17 protein-coding genes are annotated in these 17273 nt (G+C 71.3%); 8 read left to right on the top strand and 9 right to left on the bottom strand.

Going from position 1 to position 17273, the window contains the following annotated elements:
* Positions 1-130: 130 nt before the first annotated feature.
* Together ABZ833_RS45245 and ABZ833_RS45250 are read right to left on the bottom strand one after the other, a co-directional pair.
* Entirely contained in the window at positions 131-499 is a 369-nt protein-coding gene (locus ABZ833_RS45245) for a hypothetical protein (RefSeq protein WP_361059860.1), read from the bottom strand.
* Between the two features lie 104 nt (positions 500-603).
* Entirely contained in the window at positions 604-1773 is a 1170-nt protein-coding gene (locus tag ABZ833_RS45250; protein ID WP_361059862.1) for a helix-turn-helix domain-containing protein, read from the bottom strand.
* Between the two features lie 179 nt (positions 1774-1952).
* On the opposite strand from ABZ833_RS45250, the gene ABZ833_RS45255 reads away from it, so the two are divergent.
* Together ABZ833_RS45255 and pruA are read left to right on the top strand one after the other, a co-directional pair.
* A complete protein-coding gene (locus ABZ833_RS45255) occupies positions 1953-2879 on the top strand; it encodes a proline dehydrogenase family protein (RefSeq protein WP_361059865.1) in 927 nt (308 codons plus the stop codon).
* A 41-nt stretch (positions 2880-2920) separates the two neighbouring features.
* On the top strand, positions 2921-4552 hold the full coding sequence (gene pruA / locus ABZ833_RS45260) for an L-glutamate gamma-semialdehyde dehydrogenase (RefSeq protein ID WP_249587570.1): 1632 nt from the start codon (positions 2921-2923) through the stop codon (positions 4550-4552).
* 341 nt (positions 4553-4893) lie between these two features.
* Here the strand turns inward: pruA and ABZ833_RS45265 are convergent, their stop codons facing one another.
* The gene (locus tag ABZ833_RS45265) at positions 4894-5271 is read right to left on the bottom strand and encodes a MerR family transcriptional regulator (protein ID WP_361059868.1); all 378 of its coding nucleotides are present in this window, start codon (positions 5269-5271) and stop codon (positions 4894-4896) included.
* Between the two features lie 66 nt (positions 5272-5337).
* Here ABZ833_RS45265 and ABZ833_RS45270 point away from each other — a divergent pair, with 66 nt between their 5' ends.
* Positions 5338-6462, top strand: a complete 1125-nt coding sequence (locus ABZ833_RS45270; protein ID WP_361059871.1) for an alkene reductase — start codon at positions 5338-5340, stop codon at positions 6460-6462.
* Here ABZ833_RS45270 and ABZ833_RS45275 read toward each other — a convergent pair.
* Genes ABZ833_RS45275 through ABZ833_RS45290 form a run of 4 tightly spaced genes read right to left on the bottom strand, consistent with a single transcriptional unit; the run spans position 6441 to position 9868 of the window.
* On the bottom strand, positions 6441-7148 hold the full coding sequence (locus ABZ833_RS45275) for a nitroreductase family protein (protein ID WP_361059874.1): 708 nt from the start codon (positions 7146-7148) through the stop codon (positions 6441-6443). The genes ABZ833_RS45270 and ABZ833_RS45275 overlap by 22 nt on opposite strands.
* 19 nt (positions 7149-7167) lie before the next feature.
* Entirely contained in the window at positions 7168-8415 is a 1248-nt protein-coding gene (locus tag ABZ833_RS45280; RefSeq protein ID WP_361059876.1) for a lysophospholipid acyltransferase family protein, read from the bottom strand.
* On the bottom strand, positions 8412-9275 hold the full coding sequence (locus ABZ833_RS45285; protein ID WP_361059879.1) for a phosphatidate cytidylyltransferase: 864 nt from the start codon (positions 9273-9275) through the stop codon (positions 8412-8414). The genes ABZ833_RS45280 and ABZ833_RS45285 overlap by 4 nt, the downstream gene beginning before the upstream one ends.
* The gene (locus ABZ833_RS45290) at positions 9272-9868 is read right to left on the bottom strand and encodes a CDP-alcohol phosphatidyltransferase family protein (protein WP_361059882.1); all 597 of its coding nucleotides are present in this window, start codon (positions 9866-9868) and stop codon (positions 9272-9274) included. The genes ABZ833_RS45285 and ABZ833_RS45290 overlap by 4 nt, the downstream gene beginning before the upstream one ends.
* 76 nt (positions 9869-9944) lie before the next feature.
* Here ABZ833_RS45290 and ABZ833_RS45295 point away from each other — a divergent pair, with 76 nt between their 5' ends.
* Positions 9945-10472 carry a GNAT family N-acetyltransferase gene (locus tag ABZ833_RS45295; RefSeq protein WP_361059885.1) on the top strand — a complete coding sequence of 176 codons (528 nt, stop codon included), beginning with the start codon at positions 9945-9947 and terminating at the stop codon, positions 10470-10472.
* Here ABZ833_RS45295 and ABZ833_RS45300 read toward each other — a convergent pair.
* Positions 10469-11488 (bottom strand): NADP-dependent oxidoreductase, encoded by a 1020-nt coding sequence (locus tag ABZ833_RS45300; protein ID WP_361059887.1) that lies wholly within the window; start codon positions 11486-11488, stop codon positions 10469-10471. The two genes, ABZ833_RS45295 and ABZ833_RS45300, sit on opposite strands and share 4 nt — an antisense overlap.
* Positions 11489-11589: 101 nt before the next feature.
* Here ABZ833_RS45300 and ABZ833_RS45305 point away from each other — a divergent pair, with 101 nt between their 5' ends.
* The gene (locus ABZ833_RS45305) at positions 11590-12534 is read left to right on the top strand and encodes a LysR family transcriptional regulator (RefSeq protein ID WP_361059891.1); all 945 of its coding nucleotides are present in this window, start codon (positions 11590-11592) and stop codon (positions 12532-12534) included.
* Positions 12535-12730: 196 nt separating this feature from the next.
* Entirely contained in the window at positions 12731-12868 is a 138-nt protein-coding gene (locus ABZ833_RS45310) for a hypothetical protein (RefSeq protein WP_249587558.1), read from the top strand.
* Positions 12869-12890: 22 nt separating this feature from the next.
* On the opposite strand, the gene ABZ833_RS45315 is transcribed toward ABZ833_RS45310, so the two are convergent.
* Entirely contained in the window at positions 12891-14480 is a 1590-nt protein-coding gene (locus ABZ833_RS45315; RefSeq protein WP_361059894.1) for a metallophosphoesterase family protein, read from the bottom strand.
* A 151-nt stretch (positions 14481-14631) separates the two neighbouring features.
* Between ABZ833_RS45315 and ABZ833_RS45320 the strand changes: the two genes are divergently transcribed.
* Together ABZ833_RS45320 and ABZ833_RS45325 are read left to right on the top strand one after the other, a co-directional pair.
* On the top strand, positions 14632-15672 hold the full coding sequence (locus ABZ833_RS45320) for a 3-isopropylmalate dehydrogenase (protein WP_361059897.1): 1041 nt from the start codon (positions 14632-14634) through the stop codon (positions 15670-15672).
* Between the two features lie 247 nt (positions 15673-15919).
* The gene (locus ABZ833_RS45325) at positions 15920-17017 is read left to right on the top strand and encodes a branched-chain amino acid aminotransferase (RefSeq protein ID WP_361059900.1); all 1098 of its coding nucleotides are present in this window, start codon (positions 15920-15922) and stop codon (positions 17015-17017) included.
* The last annotated feature ends 256 nt before the right edge of the window (positions 17018-17273 follow it).

A 17273-nucleotide genomic window follows, 5' to 3' on the forward strand; every position in this document is an offset into this window, starting at 1 on the left:
CGGCGCGGCACTGGCCCGCGACGCGGAGGACGCCGTCGGTCAGGGGCTCTCCCAGGAGCTCGCGACCCGTCTGGAAGCCGCCGGGCGCCGCCCGCACCACTGCGGGGTCATGCTTCGGCAGGGGCCGTCGCTACCACTTGATGCAGGCCCTGGGGACGTAGCCCTTCACGTTCGTGTCGTTCGTGATGCCGTAGAGCCACTCGGTGCTCGTCTTGCCGCAGAGCGTGTACTTCTGGCCCGTGATCGACTTTCCGTCGTTGCAGACGAAGCCCTTCTTGCCCTTGTTCCACTGGCCGACGGCGGTGCCGTTCAGCTTCGCGGTCTTGCGTACCTTCACGGTCTCCTTGGCGGGGACGTTCGTGAGGCCGTTGCCGCAGCTGGGTGCCGCGGCGGCTGCGAGCGGCGCGGAGGGCGTCTGCGCCACGGCGATGCCGCCGGTGAGGGTGGTGCCGACGAGGGCTGCGGCGGCGACGGCGGGTCCCAACAACTTGAATTTCATCGGGTGTTCGGTCTCCCCTGTGGAGTGTCTGCGATCAACGTGTGTGATCAAGGGGAGACGCTACCGGGCCATGGTCACGTCAACGTCCGCCTGTAGCGGTGCCCTTACAGTCGTGACGCTTTCAGGACCATGTGCAGCAGCAGCCGGTCCTCGCCGTCGTCCAGGTCGAGGCCCGTGAGCTGCTCCACGCGTGAGAGGCGGTAGTAGAGCGTCTGGCGGTGGATGCCCAACTCCGCTGCCGTGCGGCCCGCTTGGCCCGCGCAGTCGAGGAACACCTCCGCGGTGCGGGCCAGTTCGCGGTGGGCGGGGGAGAGGAGTGCGCGGGCCACCGGGTCCTGCGCGGCCTCGGCGGGCAGGGACGTGAGCAGGCGGTAGGGGCCCACGTCCGACCACTGGGCCACCGGGGCGAAGCGTGGTTCGGCGCGGGCCGCGCGGGCCGCCGTCGACGCCTCCCACCAGGCGGCGCCGAGCTCGTCCAGGCCGTGCCGGGCGCTCGCGATCCCCGCCGACGCGCCCTTCGCCGCCTCCAGGAGCCGCGTGGCCGCCGAGACCGCGGGGGTGAGCACGTCCGCCGAGCGCAGCCTGACCAGGACGGCGAGGCTCTGGCCGGCCGTGCCCCAGGGCACGGTGCACAGGGCGGTGGCCCCCTGCACCGTACGGACGGACGGTGCGTCGTCCGGGTCGGCGGAGGGCCAGGGGGCCACGCACACCACCGCGTGCAGGCCTTCGCCGCGCGGGCCGAGCGCCGTGCGTAGATCGGCCACCGCCATGTCCCGCTGCCAGCCGCGCTCGGCGGTCAGGACGGCCCGGAACTCCCGGGTCAGATCGGCGCCCGCCTGCGCCTCGTCGGCGAGCAGCGCGCCGATCCGCGTGGCGACCTCCATGGCGGCGGTCAGCTGGGCGTCCGTGGGTCCCGGATCGTCGTCCAGCAGCCATACGTATCCCAGGGCGAACCCCCGATGCCGTACGGGAAGGCAGATCCGCCCGCGGTGGACGCCCGCCTCCGGGGTGGGCGGGATGCGGATCGGGGCTGTCGCGCGGGTGATGCCGAAGCTCTCGAACCAGGTGCGGACCCCGGCCGTCGAGCGGCGCGTGAGGATCGAGCGGGTGCGCACCGGGTCGAGAGCCGTCGCGTCGAAGTCCGTGTCGCCGCCGCTGTCGTGCGCGCCGAAGGCGATCAGCTCGAAATCGCGGTTCTCCAGCGTCGCGGGGGCGCCGAGCAGGGCTGAGATCTCGTCGACCAGTTCCTGGTAATCGCCTTTCACACTGTCCATTCTGACGTACTTCGCCCCCGCCTTCAGACAGATGTCTGAGATCCAGGGCACGGATGCGTGACAGCTGTCGATGGCCCAGGATCGGAGGGATCCTTAAGTTTCACGGTGGTTCTCCGTGCCGTACCGGCTCGTTACGCATATCCAGGTACGGCCCCGTTCTACTCTCCGTGGAGGTGCCCGTGCTGGGTCCCGTGATCCTCGCCGCGTCGCGCAGCGACCAGATGCGCCGTTTCGTCTCGGCGGCCCCGGGCACCAAGCAGGTCGTCGACCGCTTCATCGCCGGTGAGACGGTGGACCAGGTGGTCCCGATCATCACGGAATCGGTCGACCAGGGCCTTGAGGTCACCCTCGACGTCGTCGGCGAGGACATCACCACGCCCGAGCAGGCCGCCGCCGCGCGCGACGCCTACCTGGAGCTCGTCGAGCGCCTCAAGGACCTCGGCCTCGGCGCCAAGGCCGAGATGTCCGTCAAGCTCTCCAGCTTCGGCCAGGCCCTGGAGGGCGGCCACGAGCTGGCGCTCGCCAACGTCCGCCCGGTCGTCATCGCCGCCGCCCAGATCGGCACCACGGTCACCCTGGACGCCGAGGACCACACCACCCTCGACTCGATGTTCGCCATCCACGAGGAGCTGCGGAAGGACTTCCCGCAGACCGGCTGCGTCATCCAGTCCTACCTCTTCCGCACCGAGGACGACGCCCGCCGCCTGGCCGCCGCCGGCAGCCGCGTACGCATCGTGAAGGGCGCCTACAAGGAGCCCGCCGAGGTCGCGTACCAGGACAAGGCGGAGATCGACAAGGCGTACGTGCGCATCATGCGCATCCTCATGGAGGGCGCCGGGTACCCGATGATCGGGTCCCACGACCCGCGTCTGATCTCCATCGCACAGGAGCTCGGGCGCCGTGCCGGGCGCAAACTGGACGAGTACGAGTTCCAGATGCTGTACGGCATCCGCAGCGACGAGCACCTGCGGCTCGCGGCCGAGGGCCACCGGATGCGCGTCTACACCGCCTACGGCACCGACTGGTACGGATACTTCATGCGCCGCCTCGCGGAGAAGCCGGCCAACCTGCTCTTCTTCGCCCGCTCCATCCTCACCAAGGGCTGAGCTCCCTTTCCCCCGACCCCCCTTAAGGAGATACGGAACTCATGGACGCTGTGACCCAGGTCCCCGCGCCGGTCAACGAGCCGGTGCACGGCTACGCCCCCGGTTCCCCGGAGCGTGCCCGCCTCGAGACCAAGCTCAAGGAGCTCTCCGAGAACCCCATCGAGCTGCCGATGACCATCGGCGGCGTCAAGCGCCTCGGTGGCGGTGAGCCCTTCAAGGTCGTGCAGCCGCACAACCACCAGGCCGTCATCGGCAACGGCCGCGGCGCCACCTCGCAGGACGCCCAGGACGCGATCGACGCCGCCCTCGCCGCCGCCCCGGCGTGGCGCGCGATGTCCTTCGACGACCGCGCCGCGATCATCCTGCGTGCCGCAGAGCTGCTCTCCACGACGTGGCGCGAGACCCTCGCCGCGTCCACGATGCTCGGCCAGTCGAAGACCGCGCAGCAGGCCGAGATCGACACGCCCTGTGAGCTCGTCGACTTCTGGCGCTTCAACGTCAAGTACGCCCGTGACCTGCTCGCCGAGCAGCCCCCGGCGAACTCGACCGGCGTCTGGAACCGCCTGGACCACCGCCCGCTCGAGGGCTTCGTCTACGCGATCACCCCCTTCAACTTCACCGCGATCGCGGGCAACCTGCCGACCGCCCCGGCCCTCATGGGCAACGTGGTCGTGTGGAAGCCGTCCCCGACGCAGACGCACGCGGCCGTGCTGCTCATGCAGCTCCTGGAAGAGGCGGGCCTGCCCAAGGGCGTCATCAACCTGGTGACCGGCGACGGCATCGCCGTCTCCGAGGTGGCCCTGACCCACCGCGACCTGGCGGGCATCCACTTCACCGGCTCGACCCCGACCTTCCAGCACCTGTGGAAGACGGTCGGCGAGAACATCGCCAACTACCGCACGTACCCGCGCCTGGTCGGCGAGACCGGCGGCAAGGACTTCGTCGTCGCGCACCCCAGCGCCGACCGTGCCGTCCTCAAGACGGCCCTGACCCGTGGCTCCTTCGAGTTCCAGGGCCAGAAGTGCAGCGCGTCGTCGCGTGCGTACGTCCCGGCCTCGATCTGGAACTCCGGCTTCAAGGAGGAGTTCGCTGCCGAGGTCGACGGCATCAAGATGGGCGACGTCACCGATCTGTCGAACTTCATCGGCGCCGTCATCGACGAGCGCGCGTTCGCCAAGAACAAGGCGGCGATCGACCGCGCGGCGGCCGACCCGACCTGCACGATCGTCGCGGGCGGCACGTACGACGACTCGGTGGGCTACTTCGTCCGTCCGACCGTCGTCGAGTGCTCGGACCCGGCCAACGAGGTCTTCACGACCGAGTACTTCGGTCCGTTCCTGGCGATCCACGTCTACGAGGACGACAAGTACGACGAGATGCTGGCCCAGATGGAGTCGGCCTCGGACTACGCCCTGACGGGTTCGGTCATCGCGGGTGACCGCGCGGCTGCCGCCCACACGATGGAGAAGCTCCGCTACGCCGCGGGCAACTTCTACATCAACGACAAGTCGACCGGCGCTGTCGTCGGCCAGCAGCCGTTCGGTGGCGGGCGTGCCTCGGGCACGAACGACAAGGCGGGTGCGCCGCAGAATCTTCAGCGGTGGACGCTGACTCGCGCCATCAAGGAGACGCTGGTGTCGCCGACGGAGTACGGCTACCCGCACATGGGCTGACGCCCGCCGGGCGTCCGCGCCCCCCTTTGACCCCGCCTCCGACCTGGGCCCCACCCCGGTCGGGGGCGGTGCTGTTTCCCGGGGGGCCCACCTGGTCGAACGGGCCTCTCCCGCCCACCCGCCCGTAACCCCGCATCCGCCCCTGCACGAACGAGCTTTCCCGCCCACCCGCCCGATTGCCCCGCAGTCGGCCACGCTCGTGAGGGGACGGGCCGGTATGTCCGCCCGGAGCACGGTTCGCGGCGCTCCAGCGGCGAAGTAGCTGTGCGGCCACCGGACGATAGCGAGGACGGACATACCGGCGCGGCCCGCCCCCACGGACGAAGCAGCTCCGCCCGGTCTCAGCCGCCCGCAGGCGAAGCCGCCCCCGATGCCGCCGTGATCACCTCGTCCAGTACGTCCCGCGCCCGCAGCAGTTCCTCCACCATGCCGTCGATCCGGGCCCGCTCCACCGACAGTTCCTCCACCAGCCATGGCGTCGCGGTCTCCGAGGGGCCGCCGTCCTTGTCCCGCATGCAGGGCAGCAGCTGCACGATCTTCGCGCTGCACAGGCCCGCCGCGAACAGCTCCTGGATGTGGACGACCCGGTCGACCGCCGCCTCCGCGTAGTCGCGGTGCCCGCCCGGTGTGCGGTCCGCGTAGAGCAGGCCCTGCTTCTCGTAGTAGCGAAGGGACCGCTCACTCACCGCGGTACGCTCCGCCAGCTCGCCGATCCTCATGTCACGCGTCCCTCCGCATCAGCGGTACTTGAATCTGACACCGGTGTCACCTTTTAACGTTCCGGCATGACGAACACCGAGCTCCTCACACCGTATTCCGCACCCACGACCCACGGCCTGCGTCTGCCCAATCGCATCGTCATGGCCCCCATGAGCCGCCACCGCGCCACGGACGACGGCACCCCACTCCCCGTCGTCGCCGACCACTACGCCCAGCGAGCGAGCGCGGGCCTCATCGTCACCGAGGGCATCTGGCCCGCGAGCGGCGGACAGAGCGACTGGCGGATTCCGGGCCTGGAGACTCCCGCCCACATCGCGGGCTGGCGCGCGGTGACCGAGGCGGTGCACGAGGCCGGCGGCAGGATCTACGCGCAGCTCATGCACGGTGGCCGCAAGGGCCACCCCCTGGCCCGGATCGACGGCGACCTTCCCGCGGGGCCGTCCGCGGTGCTCGTCCCGGGCCGTGTCCATGTGAGTGGTGGAAGGAAGGCCGATCCGGTCGTTCCGCGTGCGATGACCCGAGACGAGATCCACACCGCCGTCCGTGACCATGTCGACGCCGCCCGCAACGCCATCGCCGCCGGCTTCGACGGGGTCGAACTCCACGGCGCCAACAGCTACTTGATCCACCAGTTCCTCGCCGACAACACCAACTTCCGCGACGACGAGTACGGCCGGGGCTCGATCGCCGACCGCATCCGCTTCGCCGTCGAGGTGACCCGTGCCGTCGCCGACGCCATCGGCGCCCACCACCTCGGCCTGCGCCTCTCGCCCGGCAACCCCCAGTTCGGCATGGCGGAGGCCGACCCCGGCCCCGTCTACCGCGCGCTCCTCGACGAGCTCGACGGCCTGGGCCTCGCCTACCTCCACCTCACCGACAACGCCGACTACCCCGCCCTCACCGACCTGCGGCCCCACTGGCACGGCACCCTCATCGCCAACGTGGGCGAGAACGGCGACCCGACCACGCGTGAGGCGGGCGAGGCGGTCCTCGCCGAAGGCCTGGCGGACCTCGTCTCGTACGGGCGGGCCTTCATCTCCAACCCCGACCTCCCGGAGCGGTTCGCGGTGGGTGCGCCGCTCCAGGAGATCGACGCGGCGCACCTCTACACCCACGGCGCCGAGGGATACACCGACTACCCCTCACTCGAGCGCGAGCTGGTCTCCGCTCAGACCTCCACCAGGACCTGATCCAGCGATTTCCTGACCAGATCCGGGACCTGGCAGTCCGGCGCCGGATAGCCCACGGGGATCACCGCGAACGCCTTCTCGTTCTCCGGACGGCCGAGCACCTGCGACAGGAACCGCATCGGGCTCGGCGTGTGGATCAGCGCGGCGAGGCCCGACAGATGCAGGGCGGACAGCAGCATCCCCACGGCGATGCCGACCGACTCGTCGACGTAGTAGTGCTTGTGCTTGGTGCCGTCCTCGCCCAGCCAGTAACGCTGCTGGAAGACGACGACGAGCGCGGGCGCGTCCGTCAGATGCGGCTTCACCTCGTCCGTGCCGAGCGGACGCAGCGCGGCGAGCCACTCCTCGCCCAGCCGCCCGTCGTACGAGATCTGCTCCTCGTGCTCCGCCGCCTCGCGGATGAGGCGGCGTACCTCCGGATCCTGGACCAGGACGAACGTCCACGGCTGCTGGTGCGCGCCGGACGGCGCCGTCGCCGCGCACGCGATGGCGTCCCGCACGACCTGCGGGGGCACCGGGTCGGGCGCGAACTGCCGCACCGTGCGCCGCTCCCGCATCCGGGTGCGCAACTCGGCGGCGTGCGCGAGGGACTGGGCTTCGGACATGCGCTCGGGGCGGTACGGAACGGAGCGGTAGGGCTCGCCGTGGATGGGGGTCCAGGGTCGTTCTGCGGTCTCGTCAGCCATGCTCACGAGTGTGCCCCGGTCAGCTCCATCCCGTCACGATCAATGAGAGCCCGGTCGTGAAACCGACGCCCAGCAAGGCCAGATACAGACCGTAGAACCGCCGGAGCCGGTGCACGAGGAACCCGAAGGCCCCGAAGGCGAGGCCCGCCGTGAGGGTGCGGGAGCCGCGGGAGAGGGCCGAGTGGGCCAGCCAGTCCTGCGGCGCGACGTCGGCGCGGCCCGCCTCGCGTGCGTACACCTTGAAGGGAATGCCGTTCCAGGGCTGGTGGCGGACGGCTGCCGCGCCCTCGGCGGCGAGCTCGCCGCGTACCTCCGCGCGCATCCTGTCCGTGGTCAGAGGGTGCGGCAACTGCACGCCCGAAGCAGCCAGTTGAAGGGCGAGCAGTCCGCCCGCCAGGCTTCCCGCGAGCGCCGTGAGGGACAGTTTCAGGGCCCGGCGCGGGACTGCCACGCAGGCGATCGCCAGGAACAGTTCCGGCATCAGGGGCCAGCTCAGCGCCTCGGCGAACGCCCAGGCGAAGGCCGCGGCGAGGCCCCAGCGGGAGCCGATGACAGCGGCCGTTCGCTTGCGCGTTGCGGAGTCCCTGAGCGGTTCTCCCTCCGTACGCCGATGAAGCTCCGCCACCGCGTCACGCGCCGCCTGCGGTGTGGTGTCCGGGGGCAGCGGGGCCCCGATGCGGACCCTCACCAGGGTGGGGCGGAGCTTGCCGTGCTTGGGGAGGAGGCGGGCCGTGCCGTCGATGGAGACCGGCACGACGGGCACGTGCGCCTGCCGGGCGAGCACCAGGGCGCCCTTGTGGAAGGCGCCCAGTTCGCCCGCCCGTGCGCGGGTGCCCTCCGGGAAGAGGACGACGGCCCCGCCCGCGCGCAGGTCGTCCGCCCTGGACAGCAGGTCGTCCATGCCGCCTCCGCTGCGGCGCACGGGGAAGCCCGCGGCCAGCCGGCTGCAGATGCGGCTGCGCCAGCGGGAGGCGAACCAGTAGTCGGCGGCGGCGCCGATCGCGGGCGCGTGGCGGGCGTCGAGCGCCGCGAGGAGCGCCGCGGTGTCCGCGTGGGAGGAGTGGTTCGCCACGACGACGCAGCCACCGGGCGGGAGTTGACCGCGCCGCTCCACCCCTCCGGTGAGGGTGAGCAGGGTCCACCACAGGGCGCGGCGGAGCCGGGCGGCGCCACGCTTCGGGCGCCGCGGATCACCGGCTCCGCCGAGTTCGTCCTCGAGCGCCGGACGGGCTCGGTGTGCGGAGCTGTCCCTCGTACGAGCCCTCACAGCGTCACCACCATCGTCAGAAGCAGAGCGACCAGCAGCGAGTCGATCCGGTCGAGCAGCCCGCCGAACCCCGGCAGCCAGCTCCCCGCGTCCTTCACGCCCGCCTCGCGCTTGACCATCGACTCCAGAAGGTCCCCGAGGACGCAGCCGACGAGCACCGCGGCCCACAGCACGAGGGAGAACGCGCCGACCGCGGCCAGCGCGGCGGCGGTCGCGGCCGCGGCGCCCGCCACGCCCGCCCAGGTCTTGTTGGGGGAGAGGGGCGAGAGCGGCCGGGACATCAGCCCCCTGCGGCCGAGCGCCGTACCCCCGCACCACGCCCCCACGTCCCCGAACGCCACCGCGACGCCCACCGCGACGGCCGTGTCGCCGAGCAGCACGAGTCCGCTCAGCGAGAGAGGGATCCAGAGGAGTCCGAAGACGGTACGGCTCGCCCGGGTGAAGCCCTGCGCGGCGTCCCCGGAGAAGAGGGACACACCGGCGGCGGCGATCAGGAGCGCGCCCGCCGTCCGCAGATCGAGGGCGCCGGGCGCGGCCCAGGCGATCCCCGGCACCGCCACGGCGGACACCCCGAGCACCGCCCGCTCGCCCCGCGGCAGCCCCGCCATCCGCGCGTACTCGCCCACGGCGACCACGCCGAGCCCGGCCGCAAGCGCGAACGCCCCCGCCCGGCCGAGGAAGAACGCCCCGAGGAAGAGCGGCGCGGCCAGCGCCCAGGTCCGCCACCGCTTGCGCAGCTCGGCCCGCATCCGCACCCGCGAGGGCAGCGCGGCGACGGCCACTCCTCCGGCGCCGAGCACTCCGGCGACCACGGGCACCGCACGCCCGGCGACCTCCCCTGCGACGAACGCGGCGCTCATCGCGCGTCCTCCTGCCGCGTCGGGCCCAACTCGCGCCACAGCCGCGCCAGTCGAAGCCCCGCCGTGAGCACCGAACCCGCGGCGACCACCACGAGCACCGGCACGACCCACCCCGAGGCCGCCGCGAGGACCACGAGGGTGCAGCGCTCCGTCTTGCCGACCGGGCCCCCGTTCAGGCGGGGCGCGCCCGCCGCCGCGCCCGCGAGCGACACCCACGAGGGCAGCGTCGCCGCGAGGCCCGCCGTCGCCACCAGCCACAGCGGGGCCAGGGTGAGGAAGCCCGCGAGCATGGCCAGATCGGCGGCCCGGTCGCCCAGTTCGTTCAGGAGCGCGCCGCGCCGGGTCGTGCGGCCCGTGTCGCGGGCCAGCGCGCCGTCGAGGTTCGCGAAGGCGAGCCGGGCGGCGAGCAGCACCGCCACGGGAAGCGCGGCGAAGGGCACCGGCAGCCAGGCCAGTGCTCCCGCCGCGCCCGCCGCGCAGAGCACACCCGCCACGGTGAGGGTGTCGGGCGACACCTCGCGGCGGGCGAGCGCGCCGCGTACGCCGGACAACCGGTCCGCGTACCAGGGCTTGAGAGCGTAGAGGCCGTTCATGGCACCGACTCTGCCGCCGCCCGGCCGTCGGCAAATCGGCGTGCGTACTCAGATAGGGCCTGAGTACGGTGGTGGGGTGACCACGCTGCGTACGGCCCATACCCACGATCTCGACCCCACCGAACTGCGCGCCGCACGCGCCCTGATGGACGAGGCGTTCGACGGGGACTTCAGCGATCAGGACTGGGACCACGGCCTCGGCGGTGTGCACGCCCTCGTGCACGACGAATCGGGCCTCCTCCTCGCGCACGGCTCCGTGGTGCAGCGCCGGATCCTGCACGACGGCCGTTCGCTGCGCGTCGGTTACGTCGAAGCGGTCGCCGTCCGTCCCGACCGGCAGCGGCAGGGCCTGGGCGGGCAGGTGATGGGTGTCCTGGAGCGCGTCATCGACGGTGCGTACGCGCTGGGCGCGCTCTCGGCGTCGGACGAGGGGCAGCGGCTCTACCTCGCGCGCGGCTGGCAGGAGTGGAAGGGCACGGTCGGCACCCTCGGCCCCGAGGGCGTGATCCACATGCCGGACGAGGATCCCCCGCTGCTCTGGGGCGCCGACCTGGACCCGGCGCACGAACTCCTCGTCGACTGGCGCGACGGGGACGTCTTCTAGACACCGAGTGCGTCGGACGGCGCTCCCGCCGCCCGCACGATGATCTTGCCCCGGTTCTCGCCCCGCAGCATCCCCAGGAACGCGTCCACGATCCCGTCGAAGCCCTCCACCACGGTCTCGTCGAGCCCGACGCGCCCGCTCTGCAGGTGCGGCACCACGAACTCGTACAACTCCTCTTGCGCGTCACGGTGGTTGCGGACGTGGAAGCCCTCCATGCGCAGGCTCTTCTCCACGATGTCGGGGAGGTTGCGCAGGGTGTACGGCGCGCCGGTGCTGTTGTACTGGGCGATCGTGCCGATGCGTACGATCCGCCCGAACTCGCGCAGGGAGGAGATCGCGGCTTCGAGGGGCTCACCGCCGACGTTGTCGATGTAGAGGTCGATCCCGTCGGGCGCCGCCTTCGCGAGCAGTTCGGCCGTCGGGCCCGTGTGGTAGTCGAACGCCGCGTCGTAGCCGACGTGTTCCGTCAGGTACGCCGCCTTCGCCGCCGTGCCCGCGCTGCCGACGAGCCGTCCCGCGCCCATCAGCCGGGCGAGCCGCCCGGTGGCCGTGCCCACGGCTCCGGCCGCCGCGGAGACGAACACGTCCTGCCCCTCGCGGAGTTCGGCGACGCGGGTGAGGCCGACGTAGGCGGTCAGGCCGGTGCCGCCGAGGATGCTCAGGTGCGCGGAGAGCGGTACGCCGTCGAAGCGGGGGAGGGCGCGCGCCTCCTCGGGGGTGACGACGGAGTGGGTGCGCCAGCCCTGCCGGTGGAAGACGAGCTCGCCCTCGCGGAGCGCGGGGTCGCGGGACTCCACGACGCGGCCGAGCGCACGGCCCTCCAAGGGAGCGTTCAGCGCGAACTCGCCGTCCATCATTTCGCGGTGGTAGGGGTCCACCGACCAGTAGAGGTTCTCCACCAGGGCCGTGCCCGGGGCGGGTTCGGGCAGCGCGGACTCCACGAAGGCGAAGTCGCCGGGGGTGGGGAAACCGTGAGGGCGGGCGGTCTGGTGCACGGTGCGTGCGGTCTCGGTCATGGCGGTGACCGTACGGAGGAATGCGGGGGCGGGGGAGAGGGTTGCGCTCATGGAACGGCCCGGACCATGAAGAGCCCTCATAGAAGCAGGTGGGACCCCCGATGGACACAGCCGCGAAGAGCGCTCCTGCCGCCGCGTCCGCCACCCGGGCCGCCGACCTCGCGCCCCACGAACTCCGCATCCTCGTCGCCGTCGACAGCGAGCGCGGGTTCTCGGCGGCGGCCAAGGCGCTCGGCCTGACGCAGTCCGCGGTCTCGCACTCCATACGCGGGACGGAACGCAAGGTCGGCGCGGTGCTCTTCGAGCGGGGCCGGAAGGGCGCGACGCCGACCGCGGCCGGTGCCGCCGCTGCCGCCCACGCCCGGCGTGTCCTGCGGCTCCTGGACACCCTGGCCGCCGAGGCCCGCGGCGCCGGGCGGGGCACGGTCGCGGGACCGCTGCGCATCGCCGCCTTCCGCAGTGTGGCCCTGTACCTCCTTCCGCCCGTCCTGGAGCGCCTCACCGCCCGCCATCCCGGCATCGAGCCGGAGGTGCGCGTCGTGCGCGAGCTGGGCGCGGGCACCGCGGGCGAGGTGGCACAGGGGCGCGCGGACGTGGGCATCGCGACGATCGGGGCGACCTCGCCGGTGCCCGCAGGGCTCATCGGCGACGTACTGATCGAGGAGCCCTACTCGCTGGTGCACCCGGCGGGACACCCCGACCCGCGCTCCCTGCCGCTGGTGGACTGGCACGAGAACTGCGGCTCCTACACGCGGACGTGGTGGGCCGGGCAGGACTGGATCCCGAAGGCGACCGTCCTGACCGAGGACGACGGAGCAGTGCTCTCGATGGTGAGCAGGGGTCTCGGCATGGCGATCATGCCCGCGCTCTCGCTGAACGGAGCACCGGACGGAATCGAGATCACCGATCTCGGTCCTGAGCGCCCGTCACGTTCGGTGGGATACGTCACCACCCCGGAGCAGGCCGCCACTGTCGCCGTCCGGGCCCTGATCCGCGAGCTCAGAGCGGCCGAAGGAGGGGCCGGGAGTGAAGGCCGTCTCAGATAGTAGGAAGTCCGAGTAATTGTGGAGACAGACGCTCCGTCCTCGCTTAGCTTTGTAGGAGCCGAACGTCTCGCTCGACCAAGCGAATGGCGGTCGTGAGCCGGAGCCCCGTGCAGGCAACCCCTGTGGCTCTGTCGCTCCCCGCCTCTCCGGCGTCTCGAAGTACCAGTACCCCCTTCCCTCAAGGAGTGGATTCCCCATGGCCGAGACGACCGCACGCCGAGTCCGCCACGCCTCCCGTACCAGCCGTACCAGCGATTCCGAGCGCAAGAACGCCGCAGCGGCCCTGCAGCGCGCCCTCGACCGCAGGGACAACGGCGGCGAGACGGGTCACTGACCCGCCCACGCCACCGCTGGCCCTACTTACCGCGCACCACCTCGAAGTGGTCCACGCGCTCACCGCTCTCGGCGAGCGCGGAGACCGTCAGCTTCGGGTTCACGCCGGCCGTCACCTCCACCGCGAGGAACGAGAAGCCGGTGTACCGCACCCGTGACCACTCCACCCGGTCCGGGTCGGGAAGGCGCGACTTCGTCCAGTGGAACGACAGGATCGACTCCCGGTCCCTGACGTTGCCCTCGAAGCTGTCCTTCACTCCGGCCGGGAAGCTGTAGAGGTCCTTGCCCGCGCCGCCCGCGGTGACGTACACGATGCCGTCGCGCGTCGGATCGGTCGACGCGCCGACCGGCACGGGCTTGCCGACCTCGCCGCCCTTGATCGCATCGGTGCGCTCGTAGACGTGGTTGTGGCCGTTGACGACCAGGTCCACCTGGTGCTTGGTGAACAGCTCCAGCCACGCGTCGCGCACCCCGCCGTCCGAGGCGTGGGTCGCCGTCGAGTACATGCAGTGGTGGAAGAAGACCACGACGAAGTCGACGGTCTCGTCCGCCCGCAGCTCACCCAGGCGCTTGTCCAGCCAGGCGGTCTGCTTGCCGTCCGTGTAGCCCTTGTTGGCGGGGATCTCGTACGAGACGTCGTTCGCGTCGAGCGCGACGACGCCGACATTGCCGTACGTGAAGGAGTAGACGCCCGGCGCGTTCCTCGGGTCGAAGCCGTTCTCGGGGAGCGACCAGCGGGCGCTCTGGCCGCCGTAGCCGTTCGGCGAGTACCACGCCTCCATGTCGTGGTTGCCGGTCGTCACCATCCACGGGACCGACTTCGCCACGGACTCCGTCTGCGCGAGGAAGGTGTCCCACACCCGCGCGTCGTACGTGTCGGACTCCTTGCCGTGCCCGGTGCTGTCCGCGTAGCAGATGTCGCCCGCGTGCAGGTGGAAGGACGGGTTCTGGCCCAGGATCAACTGGTCGTTGGCGAGCGCGTCGTAGCTCACGCCCTGGTCGCCGAAGGCCGTGAAGACGAACTTCTCCGGCGTCGCGGGCGCCGTGCGGAAGGAGCCGATCGTCGCCATCCGCTCGGGCGACGCCGGGTCGAAGCCCTCGTGGCCGACGCCGTAGTAGTACGTCGTGCCGGGCTTCAGGCCGTCGAGCGCCGCGTGCAGGTAGTACTGCTCGACCGCGGGCAGCTTCTTCGACAGGGAGGGGGTGCGCAGGTCGCGGACCTCCGCCTCGATCTTCCGGCTCAGCTCCCAGGGCTTGAGACCCACCCGCAGATAAGGGGACTTGACCGCGAACGGCACCTGCCAGGAGACCCGCATCTGGGTCTTCGGATCGGCGCCGAAGGCGAGGTGCCGGGCGAAGGGGGCGACCAGCTTGCCGTCGACCTTGACGGGCGCGGACGGCGCGGCGAGCGGGCTCGACGCCGACGCGCCCTCGCCGTGGGCGCTGCCCGAGCTGCCGGCGAGCAGGCCGATCCCGCCGACCGTGCCCGCGGTGGCGAACGAACTGGCAAGGACCTTGCGGCGGGAGAGCTTCCTGCGCAGGTACTCGTGCTGCTCCGGCATGCTCATCCCGGCCGCGAGCCGCTCCGGTATGCCGACATTCGGGGTGTCCATGGAAGGAGAACTTCCCAGTGGGTGCCAACTCCCACCGGGCCTGCGGGTAAAGAGGGAGTGGCCATGTGGTGGCGTACCCGTAGCGTGACCAGGGGTGTCCGCATGTCGGACTGCGAGTGTCATCCCGTGGGACGGAGCGTAGGGTGCCCGTATGTCTCGCAGCATCAATCTCGCAGTGATCCCCGGTGATGGAATCGGCCAGGAAGTCGTGGCCCAGGGGCTCAAGGTCCTCAATGCCGTCCTCCCGCAGGATGTGAAGCTGGAGACCAAGGAGTTCGACTTCGGCGCCAAGCGCTACCACGCGACCGGTGAGACCCTCACCGACGCCGACGTCGAGGCCCTCAAGCAGTACGACGCGATCCTCCTCGGCGCGATCGGTGACCCCTCGGTCCCGTCCGGCGTCCTGGAGCGCGGCTTCCTGCTGAAGCTCCGCTTCCTCTTCGACCACCACGTCAACCTGCGGCCGTCGAAGCTCCTTCCGGGTGTCGCCACTCCGCTCGCGGGGCAGCCGGAGATCGACTTCATCGTCGTACGCGAGGGAACCGAGGGCCCGTACACGGGCAACGGCGGCTCGATCCGCACCGGAACCCCGCACGAGGTCGCCACCGAGGTCTCCGTCAACACCGCCTTCGGTGTGGAGCGCGTGGTCCGCGACGCCTTCGCCCGCGCCCAGGCCCGCCCGCGCAAGAAGCTGACGCTGGTCCACAAGAACAACGTCCTCGCGTACGCCGGTCACCTCTGGACGAACGTCTTCAACGAGGTGGCGAAGGAGTTCCCCGACGTCACCACCGACTACATCCACGTCGACGCCGCGACGATCTACCTGGTCACCGACCCCGCGCGCTTCGACGTGATCGTCACCGACAACCTCTTCGGCGACATCATCACCGACCTCGCCGCGGCCGTCTCCGGCGGCATCGGCGTCGCGGCCTCCGGCAACATCAACCCGAGCCGCGAGTTCCCGTCGATGTTCGAGCCCGTGCACGGCTCGGCGCCGGACATCGCGGGCCAGGGCAAGGCCGACCCGTCGGCCACCGTCCTGTCCGTCGCACTGCTCCTGCGTCACCTCGGTTACGAGGACGAGGCGGGGCGCATCGAGACCGCCGTCTCCGCGGACCTCTCGGAGCGCGGCGACAGGGTCCGCACCACCGAGCAGATCGGCGACGCGCTCGCCGTACGAGTAGCGGGCTGACCCGGTAGCTCGTCCTTACGACACAGAAGCCGCCGGGTCTGGTATCACGGACCCGGCGGCTTCTCGTATGCGGCTCCGGGTGCCACCATCGACCCCTGGGCCGCATTCACGCTGTTTCTTCCTCGGCGCCCCGCGAGCGATAATCGAACGTGGGGCCGCGGAATGCAGGGATGCTCGGACGTCCTAGTACACGACGTACAGGCGTGAGCGCGGTCCGTCACCATCACACCGTGAAGGACTAGTACTCATGACGACGACGCCGACACCCTCGATCGAGCTCAAGCCCACCTCGAACCCGCTGTCCACGGCGGAGCGCGAGGCGATCCTGGCCAACCCCGGGTTCGGTCGCCACTTCACCGATCACATGGTGACGATCAAGTGGACGGAGGGCCGCGGCTGGCACGACGGTCAGCTCGTGCCGTACGGCCCGCTCTCCCTCGACCCGGCGACCAACGTCCTGCACTACGCGCAGGAGATCTTCGAGGGCCTGAAGGCCTACCGCCAGCCCGACGGCACGGTGGCCTCCTTCCGCCCGGAGGCCAACGCGGAGCGCTTCCAGCGGTCGGCGCGGCGGCTCGCGATGCCGGAGCTGCCGGTCGAGACGTTCATCGAGGCGTGCGACGCGCTGGTGAAGCAGGACAAGGCGTGGGTGCCGGCGCACGGTGGCGAGGAGTCGCTGTACCTGCGGCCGTTCATGATCGCGAGCGAGGTCGGCCTCGGCGTGAAGCCGGCCAACGAGTACCTCTTCATCGTGATCGCCTCGCCCGCGGGCGCGTACTTCCCCGGTGGCGTCAAGCCCGTCTCGATCTGGCTGTCGGAGGACCGCGTGCGCGCCGTCCCCGGTGGTGTGGGCGACGCCAAGACCGGCGGCAACTACGCGGCGTCCCTGCTGGCGCAGGCCGAGGCCGCGGAGAAGGGCTGCGACCAGGTCGCGTACCTGGACGCCGTGGAGCACAAGTGGGTCGAGGAGCTCGGCGGGATGAACCTGTACTTCGTGTACGGGGACAAGATCGTGACGCCGACGTTGACGGGCTCGTTGCTGGCCGGTATCACCCGGGACTCGCTGCTCACGGTCGCCCGTGACCTCGGCTACTCCTCGGAGGAGTCGCGGGTGTCGATCGACCAGTGGCAGGCGGACACGTCCGAGGGCACGCTGACGGAGGTCTTCGCGTGCGGTACCGCCGCGGTGATCACCCCCGTGGGTACGGTCAAGTGCCGCTCGGGCGAGTGGACGCAGAGCGGGGGCGAGCCGGGTCCCGTGACGATGAAGCTGCGGGAGGCGCTGCTGGATGTGCAGCGGGGGACGGCGAAGGACCGGCACGGTTGGATGCATGACCTCGGCTGAGGGCTTAGCGGGTCATCGTGAGGCCGGGCCCGGGGGGTTCCCCCGGGCCCGGCCTTTGTGGTGCTCGGGGTGGGGCCCGGGGCGGTGCGGGTCTGGTCCGTCTGTGGGGCGGGGCCGTGCCGGTATGTCCGTCCTCGCTATCGTCCGGTGGCCGTGGGGTTGCTTCGGCGGGGGAGTGCCGGGAACCGTGCTCCGGGCGGACATACCGGCACGTCCCCTCGGGTGCGCTGCCGACTGCGGCCCATCGTTCGTTGCT

This window comes from Streptomyces sp. NPDC047525 (genome assembly GCF_040643025.1).
Lineage (GTDB): Bacteria > Actinomycetota > Actinomycetes > Streptomycetales > Streptomycetaceae > Streptomyces > Streptomyces durmitorensis.

What these genes read in the sequence shown, in the direction of transcription:
- ABZ833_RS45245 (WP_361059860.1), bottom strand. Translation starts at nt 499, where the DNA reads ATGAAATTCAAGTTGTTGGGACCCGCCGTCGCCGCCGCAGCCCTCGTC.
- pruA (WP_249587570.1), top strand. Translation starts at nt 2,921, where the DNA reads ATGGACGCTGTGACCCAGGTCCCCGCGCCGGTCAACGAGCCGGTGCAC.
- ABZ833_RS45265 (WP_361059868.1), bottom strand. Translation starts at nt 5,271, where the DNA reads ATGAGGATCGGCGAGCTGGCGGAGCGTACCGCGGTGAGTGAGCGGTCC.
- ABZ833_RS45285 (WP_361059879.1), bottom strand. Translation starts at nt 9,275, where the DNA reads ATGAGCGCCGCGTTCGTCGCAGGGGAGGTCGCCGGGCGTGCGGTGCCC.
- ABZ833_RS45325 (WP_361059900.1), top strand. Translation starts at nt 15,920, where the DNA reads ATGACGACGACGCCGACACCCTCGATCGAGCTCAAGCCCACCTCGAAC.
- ABZ833_RS45300 (WP_361059887.1), bottom strand. Translation starts at nt 11,488, where the DNA reads ATGACCGAGACCGCACGCACCGTGCACCAGACCGCCCGCCCTCACGGT.
- ABZ833_RS45270 (WP_361059871.1), top strand. Translation starts at nt 5,338, where the DNA reads ATGACGAACACCGAGCTCCTCACACCGTATTCCGCACCCACGACCCAC.
- ABZ833_RS45275 (WP_361059874.1), bottom strand. Translation starts at nt 7,148, where the DNA reads ATGGCTGACGAGACCGCAGAACGACCCTGGACCCCCATCCACGGCGAG.
- ABZ833_RS45310 (WP_249587558.1), top strand. Translation starts at nt 12,731, where the DNA reads ATGGCCGAGACGACCGCACGCCGAGTCCGCCACGCCTCCCGTACCAGC.
- ABZ833_RS45290 (WP_361059882.1), bottom strand. Translation starts at nt 9,868, where the DNA reads ATGAACGGCCTCTACGCTCTCAAGCCCTGGTACGCGGACCGGTTGTCC.
- ABZ833_RS45305 (WP_361059891.1), top strand. Translation starts at nt 11,590, where the DNA reads ATGGACACAGCCGCGAAGAGCGCTCCTGCCGCCGCGTCCGCCACCCGG.
- ABZ833_RS45315 (WP_361059894.1), bottom strand. Translation starts at nt 14,480, where the DNA reads ATGGACACCCCGAATGTCGGCATACCGGAGCGGCTCGCGGCCGGGATG.
- ABZ833_RS45250 (WP_361059862.1), bottom strand. Translation starts at nt 1,773, where the DNA reads ATGGACAGTGTGAAAGGCGATTACCAGGAACTGGTCGACGAGATCTCA.
- ABZ833_RS45320 (WP_361059897.1), top strand. Translation starts at nt 14,632, where the DNA reads ATGTCTCGCAGCATCAATCTCGCAGTGATCCCCGGTGATGGAATCGGC.